Source organism: Arsenophonus endosymbiont of Crataerina pallida, from assembly GCF_964020125.1.
Lineage (GTDB): Bacteria > Pseudomonadota > Gammaproteobacteria > Enterobacterales > Enterobacteriaceae > Arsenophonus > Arsenophonus nilaparvatae.
This window is the reverse complement of sequence record NZ_OZ026540.1, coordinates 2,225,459-2,241,897: the sequence shown is the minus strand read 5'-3', so window position 1 is coordinate 2,241,897 and position 16,439 is coordinate 2,225,459. Positions and strand designations below refer to the sequence as shown.

General features: G+C 35.0%; 15 protein-coding genes and 2 pseudogenes. 9 read left to right on the top strand and 8 right to left on the bottom strand.

What is annotated here, in order from left to right:
- Positions 1-10: 10 nt before the first annotated feature.
- From AACL31_RS12055 to dapA, 4 genes are all read right to left on the bottom strand, one after another.
- Positions 11-148, bottom strand: coding sequence for a neutral zinc metallopeptidase (locus AACL31_RS12055; protein ID WP_339053198.1), 138 nt, complete (start codon positions 146-148; stop codon positions 11-13).
- 431 nt (positions 149-579) lie between these two features.
- The gene (gene purC, locus AACL31_RS12050; RefSeq protein WP_310511991.1) at positions 580-1,293 is read right to left on the bottom strand and encodes a phosphoribosylaminoimidazolesuccinocarboxamide synthase; all 714 of its coding nucleotides are present in this window, start codon (positions 1,291-1,293) and stop codon (positions 580-582) included.
- 276 nt (positions 1,294-1,569) lie between these two features.
- Entirely contained in the window at positions 1,570-2,619 is a 1,050-nt protein-coding gene (gene bamC, locus AACL31_RS12045) for an outer membrane protein assembly factor BamC (RefSeq protein WP_310511992.1), read from the bottom strand.
- A gap of 9 nt (positions 2,620-2,628) precedes the next feature.
- Positions 2,629-3,546: a 4-hydroxy-tetrahydrodipicolinate synthase gene (gene dapA, locus AACL31_RS12040; RefSeq protein WP_310511993.1), complete on the bottom strand. Its 918-nt coding sequence runs from the start codon at positions 3,544-3,546 to the stop codon at positions 2,629-2,631.
- A 366-nt stretch (positions 3,547-3,912) separates the two neighbouring features.
- Between dapA and AACL31_RS12035 the strand changes: the two genes are divergently transcribed.
- Both AACL31_RS12035 and bcp read left to right on the top strand, forming a co-directional pair.
- Positions 3,913-4,380 carry an ACT domain-containing protein gene (locus AACL31_RS12035; RefSeq protein ID WP_310511994.1) on the top strand — a complete coding sequence of 156 codons (468 nt, stop codon included), beginning with the start codon at positions 3,913-3,915 and terminating at the stop codon, positions 4,378-4,380.
- Between the two features lie 108 nt (positions 4,381-4,488).
- A pseudogene (bcp, locus tag AACL31_RS12030) lies at positions 4,489-4,960 on the top strand (thioredoxin-dependent thiol peroxidase).
- 57 nt (positions 4,961-5,017) lie between these two features.
- Here bcp and AACL31_RS12025 read toward each other — a convergent pair.
- Positions 5,018-6,082 carry an AI-2E family transporter gene (locus AACL31_RS12025; protein WP_310511996.1) on the bottom strand — a complete coding sequence of 355 codons (1,065 nt, stop codon included), beginning with the start codon at positions 6,080-6,082 and terminating at the stop codon, positions 5,018-5,020.
- 136 nt (positions 6,083-6,218) lie between these two features.
- Here AACL31_RS12025 and AACL31_RS12020 point away from each other — a divergent pair.
- A pseudogene (locus AACL31_RS12020) lies at positions 6,219-7,685 on the top strand (M48 family metalloprotease).
- Between the two features lie 12 nt (positions 7,686-7,697).
- Positions 7,698-8,057 carry an arsenate reductase (glutaredoxin) gene (gene arsC / locus AACL31_RS12015; RefSeq protein WP_310511998.1) on the top strand — a complete coding sequence of 120 codons (360 nt, stop codon included), beginning with the start codon at positions 7,698-7,700 and terminating at the stop codon, positions 8,055-8,057.
- 40 nt (positions 8,058-8,097) lie between these two features.
- Here arsC and hda read toward each other — a convergent pair whose 3' ends face one another.
- Both hda and uraA read right to left on the bottom strand, forming a co-directional pair.
- Positions 8,098-8,808, bottom strand: coding sequence for a DnaA inactivator Hda (gene hda, locus AACL31_RS12010; RefSeq protein WP_310511999.1), 711 nt, complete (start codon positions 8,806-8,808; stop codon positions 8,098-8,100).
- A gap of 118 nt (positions 8,809-8,926) precedes the next feature.
- Positions 8,927-10,222, bottom strand: coding sequence for a uracil permease (uraA, locus tag AACL31_RS12005; protein ID WP_310512000.1), 1,296 nt, complete (start codon positions 10,220-10,222; stop codon positions 8,927-8,929).
- An 800-nt stretch (positions 10,223-11,022) separates the two neighbouring features.
- On the opposite strand from uraA, the gene AACL31_RS12000 reads away from it, so the two are divergent.
- The 3 genes from AACL31_RS12000 to AACL31_RS11990 all read left to right on the top strand — a co-directional run bounded on the left by AACL31_RS12000 (position 11,023) and on the right by AACL31_RS11990 (position 13,785).
- Entirely contained in the window at positions 11,023-11,877 is an 855-nt protein-coding gene (locus tag AACL31_RS12000; protein WP_310512001.1) for a hypothetical protein, read from the top strand.
- Positions 11,878-11,958: 81 nt separating this feature from the next.
- A complete protein-coding gene (locus tag AACL31_RS11995) occupies positions 11,959-12,798 on the top strand; it encodes a hypothetical protein (protein ID WP_339053197.1) in 840 nt (279 codons plus the stop codon).
- Positions 12,799-13,047: 249 nt separating this feature from the next.
- Entirely contained in the window at positions 13,048-13,785 is a 738-nt protein-coding gene (locus AACL31_RS11990) for a hypothetical protein (protein WP_310512003.1), read from the top strand.
- A gap of 108 nt (positions 13,786-13,893) precedes the next feature.
- Here the strand turns inward: AACL31_RS11990 and upp are convergent, their stop codons facing one another.
- A complete protein-coding gene (gene upp, locus AACL31_RS11985; protein ID WP_310512004.1) occupies positions 13,894-14,520 on the bottom strand; it encodes a uracil phosphoribosyltransferase in 627 nt (208 codons plus the stop codon).
- Between the two features lie 234 nt (positions 14,521-14,754).
- Between upp and purM the strand changes: the two genes are divergently transcribed.
- Both purM and purN read left to right on the top strand, forming a co-directional pair.
- Positions 14,755-15,795 (top strand): phosphoribosylformylglycinamidine cyclo-ligase, encoded by a 1,041-nt coding sequence (gene purM, locus AACL31_RS11980; protein ID WP_310512005.1) that lies wholly within the window; start codon positions 14,755-14,757, stop codon positions 15,793-15,795.
- The gene (purN, locus tag AACL31_RS11975; protein ID WP_310512006.1) at positions 15,795-16,436 is read left to right on the top strand and encodes a phosphoribosylglycinamide formyltransferase; all 642 of its coding nucleotides are present in this window, start codon (positions 15,795-15,797) and stop codon (positions 16,434-16,436) included. Before purM ends, purN begins: the two co-directional genes overlap by 1 nt.
- Positions 16,437-16,439 lie beyond the last annotated feature (3 nt).

Below are 16,439 nucleotides of genomic sequence, written 5' to 3'. Positions count from 1 at the left end.
GCCGCTAAAATTATGCTAACATGAATAAACCACTTTTCCCACGTAACGGCAATCGCATACCACCGCCACCAAAAGGTGATCCCATTCTACCCGATTGATTCCGTCTGTCTTCAATATTATCGCTCTTGCGATGATCCCGCCAGCGCATAATAATCTCCCAATATGACATGAATAATTAGCCCTTGATGGGATTATAGCGAATCATCGTCATTCTTGTGTAATTATTAACTCACAGTGGTGATAAAATTTAATAAATTCATTTCAATGCTACTGATTAAATAAAAAAATAGTTATAAGAAAAAACTAGCAAAAATCGCTGGCAGGTCACAGCGAAGCAGTAAATATTAATACTACGACTCTATTGATTATCTGTATAATCACTCCTGTAACGGCCATCATATTGTAACCAATCGATATCATAGCCAAATAGGTTAAAGTGATTTTTTTCATAACTATTGTATACATAATTAACTATTCTTAGGTATGCTTTAATAAAAGTAAATTAATAACTAATGACAATAAAATAAAGTTTTTCTAAGCCAATCTTTACTCAACATCTTTTGCTAACAAAAAAATTTTTTAATCTAAGCAAACACCTATGCGCTTAGCAACCTCTTCATAAGCTTCAATTAATCCTCCTAGACTCTGGCGAAAACGATCTTTATCTAATTTATCCTTGGTTTTTTTATCCCATAAGCGACTGCCATCTGGCGAAAATTCATCACCCAAAACAACTTGACCATTAAATAAACCAAACTCCAGTTTAAAATCGACCAAAATTAACTCCGCTTTATCAAAAAGCGCATTCAATACTTCGTTCGCTTTATAACTTAATCGTTTCATTTCGCTTAGATGCGCTCTACTAACCCAACCAAAAGTTTCACAGTAAGATTCATTAATCATGGGATCATGCTGCGCATCATTTTTCAAAAACAGATCAAAGATAGGTGGCTCAAGCAACGTACCCTCTTCGATACCAAGCCGTTTAACTAAAGAACCAGCTGCTCGATTACGAATAACGCATTCAACCGGGATCATGGTTAATTTTTTTACTAATGATTCAGTATCTGACAGTAATCGTTCCATTTGGGTTGGAATGCCGGCTTGCTCCAGTTTTTGCATAATGAAATGATTAAATTTATTATTTATCATTCCCTTACGTTCAAACTGTTCTATACGTTCACCATCTAATGCCGATGTATCATTGCGGAATTCTAATACTAATAAATTAGGATCATTCGTAAAATATACGGTTTTCGCTTTTCCACGATACAACTCAGCTTTTTTCTGCATTTTATTTACTCCGAAATTTGATCATTTTAATAAAAAAACGCTTAAATATGGCTTTAACGCAAGACGCAAACGTTTACTTTGTTAGGAAAAGGAGAATAACAGATTAGCGGTTATTTATGTTAATTAAATTACTTTACTGGAAACATTTTAATTATCCTAAAAACTGATCGAGCAAAACAAAAAAACAGATGATCCATAGTGAATAAATCACTACCAACCATACATCATTTATATAAGCAATGTTATAGCTAATCGTAATAAACCCAGTTTTATTAACTAATTACTACTCACTTTACTAAACGCCGCTTTTAATGCCGAGACCATTTCATCATTTTGTTTTTGTGTTAAGGTTGTCCCTTTTACCGCCATAAATTGCAGACTACTACGATTATTCATATCGCCAACTTGTAATTTATAATCCCCTTTTGTCATGGTTGGATTATCGACGCCAATCGCTTGCCAATCACTATCACTCATACCATTAAAAGTGAGGGTAATTGATCCGGTCGAACGACTACGGTCACCAACTTGCATACCAATGCTTTCAAGCACAGAGGGTAATCTATCCCAAACAACATCATAAGGCGCACGTACAATTATTTGAGGTAAGCCACTGCTATCACTACCCGTTTGCACATCAATAATGGCATAACGACCTTGGGCACCAGAACTGGTTGCGGTACTACGCAGCTTATTTATTGAATCAATCAACTCATTTAACATTAAAATATTATAGCGCTGTATTTCTGCCTGATCGGTGATGCTCTCTTCACCCTGCTTTATACCTTCATTAGTTACCGTGATGACTATTTGATTATTTTGTGGGTTCAGCTGAATTTTCTGTCGGGTTTGTATCGCAATATCTTCATCTCCTCGCGGCCAGGTAATCCAATCGGTAATCAAGGAGTGGTCAGGATCATTTTTTTGCCTAACTTTAATCATTTTTTGTTGCAAAATAGCGTTAATTTGCGACCAAAGGGCGCTGTTTTCAGCTGTATTAGTTAAAAATAAGCGACTCGCGGTTAGGCTATTTTCGGTATGGGTATCACTAAGTAACGAAAGTGTTTGAATAGGAGGACGAATATCTAATGCTTTACCTACAGCACCATTTTGATTAGCTGGCGGAATATCATATTCACCGTTTTGTAACGGTAACGATATACCTTGAGGGATCGTCAAATGTTTTAACGGAGGTGTATTTAAATATGATTCGTCACCACTGACTTGACGCTTATAACGTTGATTGCTCGTGCAGGCTACCAAAAATATAGCGAGTGACAGCCCTGCAAGCTTAATAGCCTTTGATTTGTGCAATATTGTTGCCATTAAATTTCCCTAAATTTTTTGTAAATTAGCGATCTTTAGCGCCTTTTGTACCGCTATCTGACCGGTCAGTGTTAATGGTGTCATCGGTAAGCGCAATGTATCAGAATTAATAAGTCCTAACTGATAGCAAGCCCATTTAACTGGAATCGGATTAGGCTCAATAAATAATTGATGATGCAATTCACTTAGTCGATAATTTAACTTATGCGCTTCGGCATACTTTTCTGATAATGCTAATTTGCATATTTCAGCCATTAATTTGGCGGCAATATTGGCTGTTACTGAAATTACCCCTTGCCCACCTAATTGCATAAATTCTAACGCAGTTGCATCATCACCGCTAAGCAAAATAAAATTTTCATCATTAATTAATCTGCGAATGCGATTCACACGACTTAAATCACCACTAGCTTCCTTAAGGGCAACAATATTACCTAACTTTGCTAATCTGGCAACTGTCTCGGGCAATAAATCACAACCGGTGCGCGAAGGAACATTGTATAAGATTTGCGGTAAATCTGTCTGTTCGGCAATCGCTTTAAAATGCTGATAAAGTCCTTCTTGTGAAGGTTTGTTATAGTATGGTGTTACCGCCAAACAGGCAACAACCCCCGTTTTTTCCAAAGATTTAGTTAATGCAATAGCTTGTTTGGTAGCATTTGCGCCACTGCCTGCAATAATCGGAATTCTGCCATCAGCATACTCTAATGTCGTCAATACCACATCCAAGTGCTCACTATGATCAAGTGTTGCTGATTCTCCAGTTGTACCAACAGATACAATCGCAGTTGTGCCATTATTAACATGATAATCAATCAGTTTTTTCAGACTGGGTTTATCTATTTGCCCTTTTATATCCATTGGGGTAACAATCGCAGCAAGACTGCCACGCAAAAAATTCCGATATTTAATAGAATTATTAACCATAACCTTTTTCCTAAATGAGACATTAAAATTATGGTACTTTTTCAGTCTAAAGAAAAAAACCTTCTTATACACAAAATTTAATGAAATTTATTAATAACCACTCTGTTTTAAGAAAAATACATAATGATTATCATCCTATTTCCAGTTTATTTTTCTCGTTCAATTTATTATTTTATCAGCAAATAAATCTTTTAAAATTATAAAATCAGCAAAAATGTGAACATTTCATTCCATCAAATATCATTTTATCACTACTCAGTATGTAAACTTATTATATTGATATATTTGTTTTTTTATCTTGGCAGGAGCTTTTTTTTATGGTTACCATAAGATATTCAGAAATCATAAATTTATAAGGAAAACGACTTGCCACATAGTGAACAACAATCAATCATTATTATTGTACTTGTTGCAGATCATCCCGGTAAGATTAATACCGTTATCCAACTGGTCAACAAATGTCAATGTAATATTGAAGATAGCTTTATCGCTATATTTGGCAAACAATTCTTCTTTATTATGATGTTATCAGATAGCAGGCAATCAATTTCTTTAATAGAAGCAATGTTGCTTAAGAATGATTCTGAATTAAAATTATTATCTATTATGCAAAAAACCACTTCTGGCGTTTATAAAGAATATTTTTCAATAATAATTGCCAATGTTATTGTTAATGTCGCTCCCGCTATAGTTGAACAATTTACTTGTTTATTTATCACTCATAACTTCAACCTAGCCAAACTGGTTGCAAAAATACAACCAGCGACAAACAAATATGATCAACAACTTGAAATTGATATGAATGCCCAAAGTTTTATTGGTGATAATGAGTGAATTAACAAAAATAGATTTAAACAATTGTGCACAAAATTAAATGTCCAATGTACAATTAGCATTATCAGCAAATCGCAATAACATATAGAATTAAACGGAGAGAATCTAATGAGCCCATTGAAAGCCGGTGATAAGGCCCCCCCAATTTAGCCTTCCTGACCAAGATGGCGAAATAATCAATTTATCTGATTATCTTGGTCAACGAATTTTGATTTATTTTTATCCTAAAGCAATGACTCCTGGCTGTACAATACAAGCTTGTGGATTACGTGACGAAATGGATAAATTAAAACAAATGGGTGTTGAAGTTTTTGGTATAAGTACTGATAAAGCAGAAAAGTTATTACGTTTCACTGAAAAAGAGATGCTAAACTTTACATTACTATCGGATCATAAGCATGAGGTAGCGGAAAAATTCGGTGTATGGGGAGCAAAGCAATTTATGGGGAAAACGTTTGATGGCATTCATCGCATCAGTTTTCTGATTAATGCAAAAGGTGAGATTGAACATGTGTTTGACAAATTTAAAACTAGTGATCATCACCAAATTGTACTGAATTATCTTAATACTCATCCGTGATTAAAATCGATTGTTAATTGCCCCTGCCTGTTTTGGTGGCAATTAACAATTAAAAAATTATTTTTCAGTTACGAGATTATCTTCTGGCCACACATGCATAACGGCTTTAATTAAAGTTGCCAATGGAATGGCAAAAAATACCCCCCAAAAAACCCAAAGCCCACCAAATACTACGACAGATAAAATAATAACTAACGGATGCAAATTAACCGCTTCAGAGAATAAAATGGGCACCAATAAATTGCCATCAAGCCCTTGAACAATTAAATAAGCGATTAGTAAAGTCCAAAAGTCAGGTCCAATACCCCATTGAAAAAGAGCAACTAAAACTACTGGGATGGTAACCACCACCACACCAATATAGGGGATCAAGACAGAAATACCGACTAGTACTGACAAAAATAGCGAGTAGCGCAAACCTAAAAAAACAAAGGCGATATAAGTACAGATACCAACAATAACCATTTCAATAACTTTACCACGGATATAGTTAGTGATCTGTTGGTTCATTTCCTGCCAAACTTGTCCGACCAATAACCGATCACGGGGTAAAATACGTTGTAAACCACGTATTATTTTAGTCTTATCTTTCAGTAGAAAAAATACCATTAGTGGTACTAAAACCAGATATATTGCTATGGTAATAATACCAATAAGCGAAGCAACAGAATACTTAACCACAGATTCACCTAAAGTCGATAAGCGACCGCGTAAATTATCCGCTATCATATCAATAATACCGGCATCAACTAAAGCGGGATAGCGTTCAGGAAATGCTTTGGCATATTCATTAAAGCTATTTACCATTGAAGGTAAATCAAATAATAAATTCATGCCTTGCTGCCAGACAATGGGCACAATAATTAAAAAAACCATGGCACTAATACCCATAAATATTGTCAGTACAATGGACGCCGCCATTAGCCTTGATAAGCCTAACTTACCCAGTTGTTGGGTTGGCCATTCAAGTAAATAAGCCAACACGATAGCAACTAATAAAGGAGCTAAAATATCATGAAAAAAGAATATGATACAAAAACCGATAATCAGGCTGATAAACAATGCAACGACCTGAGGATCTGAAAATCTTCGACGATACCATTGCAAAAACATCTCCAGCATATATTCACTCCTGAATGTGGTAAATTAGTCTTTTAATCCACGAAATTATACCAATTGACAGATTATCCAGTAAGCTTTGCTATCATAAAAAATATCATTTAACAATATAATCAATCGTAAGGGATACTTCCGGTTTATGAATACAAAATTTACTAAACCACTCATTACTCTTGTAATAACAATAATGTTAGCAGTTCCTATGAAGCCTGTTTATACCGCTATTGAAGATAATTTGCCCGATATTGGTACCACAGCAGGTGGTACACTAACTATTGATCAAGAGATCGTTATTGGTGACGCACTAACTCGCCAATTACGTGCTAGCACACCACTTATTTACGATCCCTTGTTAAACCAATATATTAATCATCTTGGCATGCGCTTAGTAAAAAATGCCCACTCAGTAAAAACTCCGTTCCATTTTTACCTGATAAATAATCCTAATATTAATGCTTACGCTTATTTTGGTGGCAACGTCGTTCTCCATTCTGCCCTGTTTCGTTATAGCCAAAATGAAAGTCAGCTGGCCTCAGTGATTGCCCATGAAATTTCTCATGTAACACAAAGACATCTTGCCCGTATGCTAGAAGATCGTGAACGGAATGCACCATTGGCCTGGATAGGCGCCATTGGTTCAGCACTGTTAGTGATGGCTAATCCACAAGCAGGTATTGCGGCACTGACAGGAACATTAGCGGGTGTGCAACAAGGTATAATAAGCTTTACTCAATCTAACGAACAAGAAGCTGACCGAATTGGTATACAGACTTTACGTCGCGCCGGATTCGATCCGCGCGCCATGTCTGATTTTATGCAAATTTTAGCCGATCAGAGCCGTTATATGTCAAAACCACCTGAGATGCTATTAACCCATCCATTACCAGATAGTCGTTTAGCGGATGCACTAAATCGTTCAAATCAATATCCGAAAGTGGATCTCCCACCATCATTGGATTTTATGCTAGCTCGGGTACGCATTCTTGCCATGTATACAGACGGGCAAAAACCGATCCTTGTACAAATTTTATCTCAGTATAGCCAAGGTGATACTAAAGAAAGAATGGCGGCTGATTATGGTCATGCGCTACAACTTAATGAAGATAAAAAATATCAGGCTGCTGGCAACATTGTGCGCTTACTTTTGGCTAAGCAACCTGCTAATCCCTGGTTTATTGATCTAATGACCGATATAGATATAGGGTTAAATCAGCCACTAAAGGCTATTTCTCGTTTACAAAATGCACTAACCAAAACACCAAATGACCCAATTCTACAAATTAATCTGGCAAATGCCTATATTGCTAATAATCAGTATGATCAAGGCAGTCAATTATTGCGTAAATACACCTTCGATAACCCCAATGACTTAAATGGTTGGACTTTGTTGGCAGAAGTTTCAGCTAAGCAAGGTAAGCGTAGTGAATAGTTAGCAGCTTATGCAGAAGGTATGGCTTTGCGTGGTAATTATGGTACTGCCATTCAATATCTTACCGATGCCAGTCGGCTAACAAAAACCGGTAGTTATGATCAAGCAAGATATGATGCCCGTATTGATACACTACGCCAGTTACAAACACGTGATAAACAATTACAAAAACGCTAAGGAAATTACCTTATGTCTCAACAAGTGACGATTTACCATAACCCTCGTTGTTCAAAAAGTCGACAAACCCTACAGCTTTTAGAAGATATGGGGGTTAAACCACGCATCATTGAATATCTTAAAACACCACCAAGTATTAATAACTTGAAAACTTTACTTTCACAACTGGGTTTCACTGAACCGCGTCAATTAATGAGAAGCAACGAAACAATTTATCAAACACTTAATTTATCTGACAGCTCGTTATCAGATGATATCTTACTGCAAGCAATGCATGATAACCCAATATTGATTGAGCGACCTATCGTTGTCGTTGATAACCATGCTCAGCTAGGACGTCCACCAGAACAAGTAAAAAAGCTATTTAAATAACCCTGTATCTTTAAGAGGTAAAATAAGTTTACCTCTTAAATTAAAGTTTAAGAATATCCTTAACAAAGGGAATAGTCAGTTTACGTTGAGCAACAATCGAAGCATGATCTAACTCATCTAACATAGTAAATAATGTGCGGGTTTTCCTATCCAAACGCTTTAAAACAAAACGACTAACCTCTTCAGATAACTCGAAACCGCGTAATTTAGCGCGTAATTGCAGTGCCTGGATCTTATCTTCATCACTCAGTGGATGAAGTTTATAGATCTGTCCCCAATCAAGTCTGGATGCTAAATCAGGTAATGCTAAATCAATCAACCTAGGCGGCCTATCACCGGTTATCAATAAACAGCTTTTGCCGTTTTCCAAGATACGATTATATAAATTAAAAAGTGCTATTTCCCACTCTTCATCATCGGCAATACAATGAGCATTATCAATGCAAACCAGAGCTAAATGTTCCATACCGTCTAAAACATCAGGGACAAAATAGCTACGTTTATCCAGAGGAACATAACCAACTGCCTCGCCTTTTTGTGACAATTCACTACATGCAGCGTGTAATAAATGACTTTTTCCACTACCTTCTTGCTGAGACCAAAAATAAATATAGCTGCTATGGGATTGATTAATAGCAGATTTGATAGCCGCTAATAAAATACCATTTTCGCCAGTAATAAAACTGGCAAAGGTTTCATCATCAGGCGTGGATAAAGGTAATGAAAGCTGCGACGGCGTATTCAGAAGCACCTCTTTCTGTATAGATAAGAAAACACATACAGCTTAACACAAAAGTTGTAATTAGATGAACTTAAACAATATCATCCGATGAAACTAATAATTTACCTATTATTCCAGTAAAAATTAGCTATTTTTTAATCGTCTCTACCGACTCAAGCTTAGTAGTTATATAAGTTTTTTCCGGACGAATAATATTAATCAGGCGAAAAACTAACGACATAATAATACCGATAATGGTAGCAAGCGCCATCCCCTTCAACTCAGCAGCACCAATATGGATAGTCGCACCACTTACCCCAATAATCAGAATAACGGAAGTCAATATTAGATTTTGTGGTTTATTATAATCTACCCGAGAATCAATTAACACTCGGATACCTGATGCCGCTATAACACCATAAAGTAATAGGGAAACGCCCCCCATCACAGGAACAGGAATAAGCTGAATTGCCGCCGCTAATTTACCAACACAGGAAAGCAAGATAGCTAAAATTGCCGCACCACCAATTACCCAGGTGCTATATACTTTAGTTATCGCCATTACACCGATGTTTTCACCATAGGTAGTATTCGGTGTTGAACCAAAAAATCCCGAAATGGTAGTTGATAAACCATTAGCAAACATTGAACGGTGTAAACCAGGATCTTTTAATAAATCTCGCCCAACAATATTCGCGGTCACAACCAAATGACCTACATGTTCCGCAATAACAACTAGCGCTGCAGGCAAAATAGTCAAAATAGCAAACCACTCAAATCGTGGAGAATAAAATGTTGGTAATGAAAACCATGGAGCAGTAATAACTGGAGTTAAATCCACTTTTCCCATTAAAAATGCAAGTAAATAGCCGACAATCACACCAAGCAAAATAGGAATAATAGCTAAAAAACCACGAAAAACTACCGAACATAGAATGGTCACGATCAACGTCACCACTGAAATAATCAAACTGCTTGAATCAACCGGAATATCCGCTTTAGGTAAAAGCCCTGCCATGACAGCCGCCGTTTGCGCTAATTCCAGACCAATAACCGCAACAATCGCGCCCATTGCCGCAGGGGGGAAAATAATATTGATCCAATTTCTACCTGCTATTTTTACAATCAGTGCGACTAAACAAAAAAGTAGCCCACAAATAATAAATCCGCCCAATGCTAACTCATAACCTAGCGGTAATAACAATAAAACTGGTGAAATAAAAGCAAAACTTGAGCCCAGATAAGCAGGAATACGCCCCCGACAAATGATCAAATAGAGTAGTGTACCAATACCATTAAACAATAGAACGGTTGCAGGATTGATGTGAAATAAAATGGGGACTAATACTGTCGCCCCAAACATAGCAAACAGATGCTGAAAACTTAATGGAATGGTTTCTCTTAACGGCGGCCTTTCTGCTACGCCAATTACACGGCTGGTCATGATTAATGTCCTCTTGATAACTCATAATTAATATATTATTACTCATCAAAACTCATCAATAAAGCCCACGTTTTGATATTTTAATTTCATAACAGAAAATTGTATGAAATATTCGTTAAACCATATTAACATAATGGTAATAAAATCCTTAAACTAACTTATCTATAAAAAACAAAAATAGTTATTCATAAAAAATTTTTCTGTCCTCACAGTGCACTGAACTTTATTTTTTATCTATTGATAAAAAATAACTTATACCAAGCATTAAAATTCAATATAAAATATCAATTAATAAAGTTATTTTTTAGGTTATATTAAATATAGATATATAAATAAGAACAAAAAAATAAATCAATCACATGTTGCCTATAATTACATCAGGTAACTTTTATTCTAAGCATTAACTTACAAAAAATGGACATTTAACATCCCAATATAATATACAGTTAAAATACATTAACAAACCCACATTCTTAATTAATTAAATCATTTAGCTTGTGAAAAATAAACCTATAATTATATTTATTGTTTTATTATATTAAAAAACACTCATGCTTATAATAAATATAAATTTTAAGTTATTTTAAAAGCATTTAAAGTAAAAATTATTTTTGTAATGTAAAATAACAAGTTTATATTAATTAATAACCTTCTTAAATTAATAAATAACTTTATTATAATGAAAAATTATTTATTTTTAACTTTACTTTTATTATAAACAAGGCATCTTATTAACCAAATTAAGTAAATTTCTAATTAAGTTAATTCGAGTGATATTTAAACTTTAAATAAGGAATATTATGAAAACGATAGACATGAATACAGAATATGAAAAACTTGCTAATTGGTTCAAAATGCTTAAAGCAATACCAGCACCAACATTCACAGGTTATAATGATTCAAAGATTATCGCTTCTAGCGGAGAAATTATTGGCGCACAGCAAGATGCTGACTTAGCCGTTTCTGCTCTTCTTTACGAAGTGAACAGTAGCGGTGCTTCACCTGATAAAACCGCAGAAGAATTAGTAAAATCACCCGCTAATGCACTAGCAATGATGAGTACAATGGCAATGACGAGTGCTGGATACAATGCGACAAAACCCAACCTAATAGGTAATGTTCATGCTTATGCTAATTATACTAACCTGATGAGAGAGAATCCTTTTTTGATGATTTCATCAGATAGATCTATCGACGTTAATTATCAATACGAGAATTATAATGATTTGATTGATAAGGTCGTTAATATATTTGAGGGAATTTCCGGATTTGATAAAAATAAAATTAAAAAATCAGTAACTGATCTGGCCAAGGCAGCACTATCCCACGCAGAACTGAAAAATACTGATACTACATTTACCCAAGGTGTCATTGATTCCAAAAGTAAAAATGACTTAAATTTTTATATTAATACCTCTAATATCGAATTAGCAAGAAACAGTGGTGGAAACGGTAAAAATGCACCAGCAGATAAATATAAATCACGTGTACAATTAAATAACCTGGTTATGACTTTTCATACTCATATGTTGGATATAGAAATGGCAAAAATGATCGTTGGTGAAACAAGAAACGACCTAAAATGCTGGTTATGTCGGGTAAAAACACCAAATAAAGGAAATAAAGATGATTGTGCAACCTGTTTAGAAAAATAATAATTATTCATCATTAGGACTTAATAAGACAAATTATATTATAAATATATTAATAATATTTACAATCAAAGGAATTAAATTATGTCAAAAAAACAAAATGAAATGCTACATTTGCTGCTAAATAAAGCCTATAATAAAAAATCTGAGGTTATTAATAATATTAAAAATCAAGAAACTAGCCAGCAAGCAAAGTTAGTAACCAGTGGCGCTTTGAGCTTGGGGGACGATATCGAAAAAGCATTAGCGGCAGAATCCCTATTAAAAGATATGTATCGATATAATGATGTTAATCTTGTGACAAAATTACTTGACTACCCACAACATGTGGTAACTTGTTTATTAACCATAGCCAAAGACTATAGCGGTTGGGCGCCTGATGAACCTGATAATGAAGGCAATGAAAAAAAATATTATGAATATATTGCTGCTCTACAAGAAACAAACATGTTTGTCACTGATGAATACACTAGCAGCAATGTCAATTACGAAGCTAATAATTATCAACAATTACTTGAAAAAATAACTGATTTTTATTCATATACTTCTCAAAAAGAATATCAAGAAATTTATTCATCACTAAAAAAATTAATCAAAAACTCTTTAGCTAAAGTTAATGAAGATAATACTACAATTTTATTTACACATACTATTTTAAGTTCAAGAAAAAATATAGTTAAACTACAACTTTACTCCTCAAAAGTAACTTTTAGCTTCGATATAGAAACAGAAAAAAATAAACCTGATGAAGAATATAATTTTGAAATTGATTTATCAAGATTAACACTTCACTTTATGGATTTTAACTTATCATCTGATGATATAAAAAGTCTTTTTCAAGTTGATTTTACGCTACTTTCTGATTGGTTAAAACAAAACAATACTAAAGTAGAAAATAATAACTATTTGCTGTGCTTTAATTAATACACTTTACTACTCAGATTATAAAAACAAAAAATACTAATAATTTTTCTTACATCCTAAGCAATTATACATGATGTATTAAAATTAAATAACAACACAGTGATCTAGTTAATATTTAAAAATATATTTGTTACGATTTTATTTAATAAAATTATAACGATATATTTTAAATTAGTGAATGCAAAACTTTTTAATAAAAATTAAATTGAATAAATTATAAAATCAATTATTTTAATTTAAGGCATCCTTATGATAAATACAAATAAATTTAATGATATTGATAATTTTATTGATACGTCAAAATATAGTGGTGAAAATATTAGCCATTTATTAGGCTGTGCTGAAATATTTGGTCAAGGCAAAGAAAAAGCCATTCAAGATGACAATCAATGGAATGAAAATAGCGATTTAGACACAAATGCCAAGAAACTGGCAGCTTCACCGACAAATTTTATTACTACAATTATAACTAATATCCGTGATGAATCAAAATGGGCGCCAACTAATTCATTAGATAATGCATCGCTTTATTTACGGAACTACCTAGAGTATCTTTATCAAATTAGAAACTGTAACTATATTTCAAATTTTAATAATCGTTCAAGTAGTTTCAAAACTACCAACCCACAGCAATTAGCTGAACACATTATTGCCACGCATAAATTTATTGACAATAATGAACGCGCTAGTTTAATCCATGAATTAACAACTCATCTAACAGATTTTGTAAAATTTAATGAAGAGGATCATAATTTTATTCAATTTATTACCCCTATCATAAAAGCAGATAATCAAGCCAAATTGTTCTATTACAGTCTCTATTCTAATCCCGCTTCCGGCTATAGTTTTAATTATGTCGCTCAAGAGTTTGTTTTTGATCACAACAAACTAACGGTAGAAAATGCCAAAGTTGAATTAAATAAAACCTATGCAGGACTAAAACGTTGGTTAGATAGAAATAGAGTGAAAAAAACACCGAAAAATTAACGCCCTAAATTTAAAATAATATTCAAACTTAATAAGATTGGTATCTCTATCCAATCTTATTAGCTCTCAATAACTATAATTAATAAAAAATAACATAAACAATAAATGTCACTTGGTACCAAATATCTTATCGCCCGCATCACCCAAACCAGGAACAATATAACCATGTTCATCCAAATGATCATCAATAGATGCGGTATAAAGTTCAACATCAGGATGAGCAGCTTCCAGTGCCTTAATACCTTCCGGCGCGGCAACTAGTACCAATATTTTAATAGCATGACAACCCTCTTTTTTAAGTAAATCAATCGTGGCAATCATTGAACCGCCTGTGGCCAACATCGGATCAACAACCAATGCCATCCGTTCATTAATATTTGAAGCCAGCTTTTGAAAATATGGAATAGGCTCCAGCGTCTTTTCATCACGATAAACACCCACAACACTTATACGGGCACTGGGAACATTTTCCAGCACCCCATCCATCATTCCCAATCCAGCACGTAAAATTGGCACGACAGTAATTTTTTTTCCCTTAATTTGCTCGATGTTTACCTGCCCACACCATCCTTCTATTGCAATTGTTTCTGTTTCTAAATTTGCTGTTGCTTCATAAGTTAACAGACTGCCCACTTCTGAGGCCAATTCACGAAAACGTTTAGTGCTAATATCTTTATCCCGCAATAAGCCCAATTTATGTTTAACTAACGGGTGTTTTACCTCAACGATTTTCACGCTACTCTCCTTCAGTACAAACCATCTACAAATAAAAAATTATCAGATTATAGCGCTTTTTCAAACCTGTTCCACTGATAGATTAAGGTTTTTCTTGCAGGGAATTCACTTTTGCTGGCTCTTGAGTTTTATTATGAAAACCAAAATAAGTATCTCGCAAACGTTTGCTTAGGCTGGTAGAATTATTTCTGTTTCCATCTATTTTACTAAATGCAATCGCCTTGGGAGCTTGCTGTGACAGATAAAATTTCTCTCAGCTATAAAGATGCTGGTGTCAATATCGATGCAGGTAATACACTGGTCGAACGTATTAAAGGTGCTGTTAAAGAAACCCGCCGCCCAGAAGTAATGGGAGGATTAGGCGGCTTTGGCGCACTGTGTGCCTTACCACAAAAATATCGTGAGCCAATCTTAGTTTCAGGCACAGATGGTGTCGGAACAAAACTGCGATTAGCAATGGACTTAAAACGCCATGATACAATTGGCATTGATTTAGTTGCTATGTGCGTTAATGATTTGATTGTTCAAGGTGCCGAGCCACTCTTTTTTCTCGATTATTACGCCACCGGTAAACTAGCCGTCGATACAGCGACCAGCGTGATCAAAGGCATTGCAGCAGGCTGTAAACAATCAGGCTGTGCTCTAGTCGGCGGTGAAACAGCAGAGATGCCTGGTATGTATCATGGTGAAGATTATGATATAGCAGGTTTTTGTGTTGGCGTGGTCGAAAAAACAAAAATTATTGATGGTAGCAAAGTTAAAGCTGGCGATACCCTAATTGCGTTAGGCGCTAGTGGCCCCCATTCCAATGGTTATTCATTAATTAGAAAAATTTTACAGTTAAACCAAATAGATCCAGCCACAGTACAACTAGAAAATAAGTCACTGGCTGATCATTTATTAGCCCCAACACGCATCTATGTTAAAAATATTCTAGCGTTGATTGAAAAACAGAATATTCATGCCATTGCCCATATAACCGGTGGTGGCTTTTGGGAAAATATTCCACGGGTTTTACCCGCCAATACCCAAGCGCAGATCGATAGCGCTAGCTGGCAATGGCCGGCGATATTTAGTTGGTTACAACAAACCGGTAATGTATCGACCCATGAAATGTACCGCACCTTCAATTGTGGTGTTGGCATGTTAATTGTTTTACCCGCAGAAGAAGTCTCTGATACATTACAACTACTCAATCAACTGGGTGAAAAAGCCTGGCAAATTGGTAAAATTGTCGAGATCAACGCGGATGAACCGCAGGTAACAATCAGCTAATGAAAAATTTTGTAGTATTAATTTCTGGCAATGGCAGTAATTTACAAGCCATTATTGATGCTTGCCAAAAACAAAGTATTGCCGCAAAAATTAGTGCAGTTTTCAGTGATAATCCAACTGCTTATGGTTTAGAACGGGCCAAGCAAGCCGCGATCCCAACTGTCGTGATGCAAAAAACGGATTACGCGGATAACCATGCTTATGATGCTTCACTGATGACCGAAATAGCACGATATCAGCCAGATCTGATCGTGTTGGCAGGTTACATGCGCATTCTCACGCCACGCTTTGTCAGCCATTATTTAGGTAAAATAATTAATATTCACCCTTCCTTATTACCTAAGTATCCCGGATTAGATACTCACCGTAAAGCGCTAGCAAACGGAGATAAAGAGCACGGTACTTCGATTCACTTTGTCACTGAGAAATTGGATGCAGGTCCAATTATTTTACAAGCTAAAGTGCCTATCTTTGCCGGAGATCAACCGCAAGATATTATTGCGCGCGTTCAAACACAAGAGCATCGTATTTATCCATTAGTTATTAATTGGTTTGTTAAAGGCCGTTTAGCTATGGTTAATAATTCAGCCTTCCTGGATGGCTGTAAACTACCTGAATACGGTTATGCTAATGAAGATTAGCAG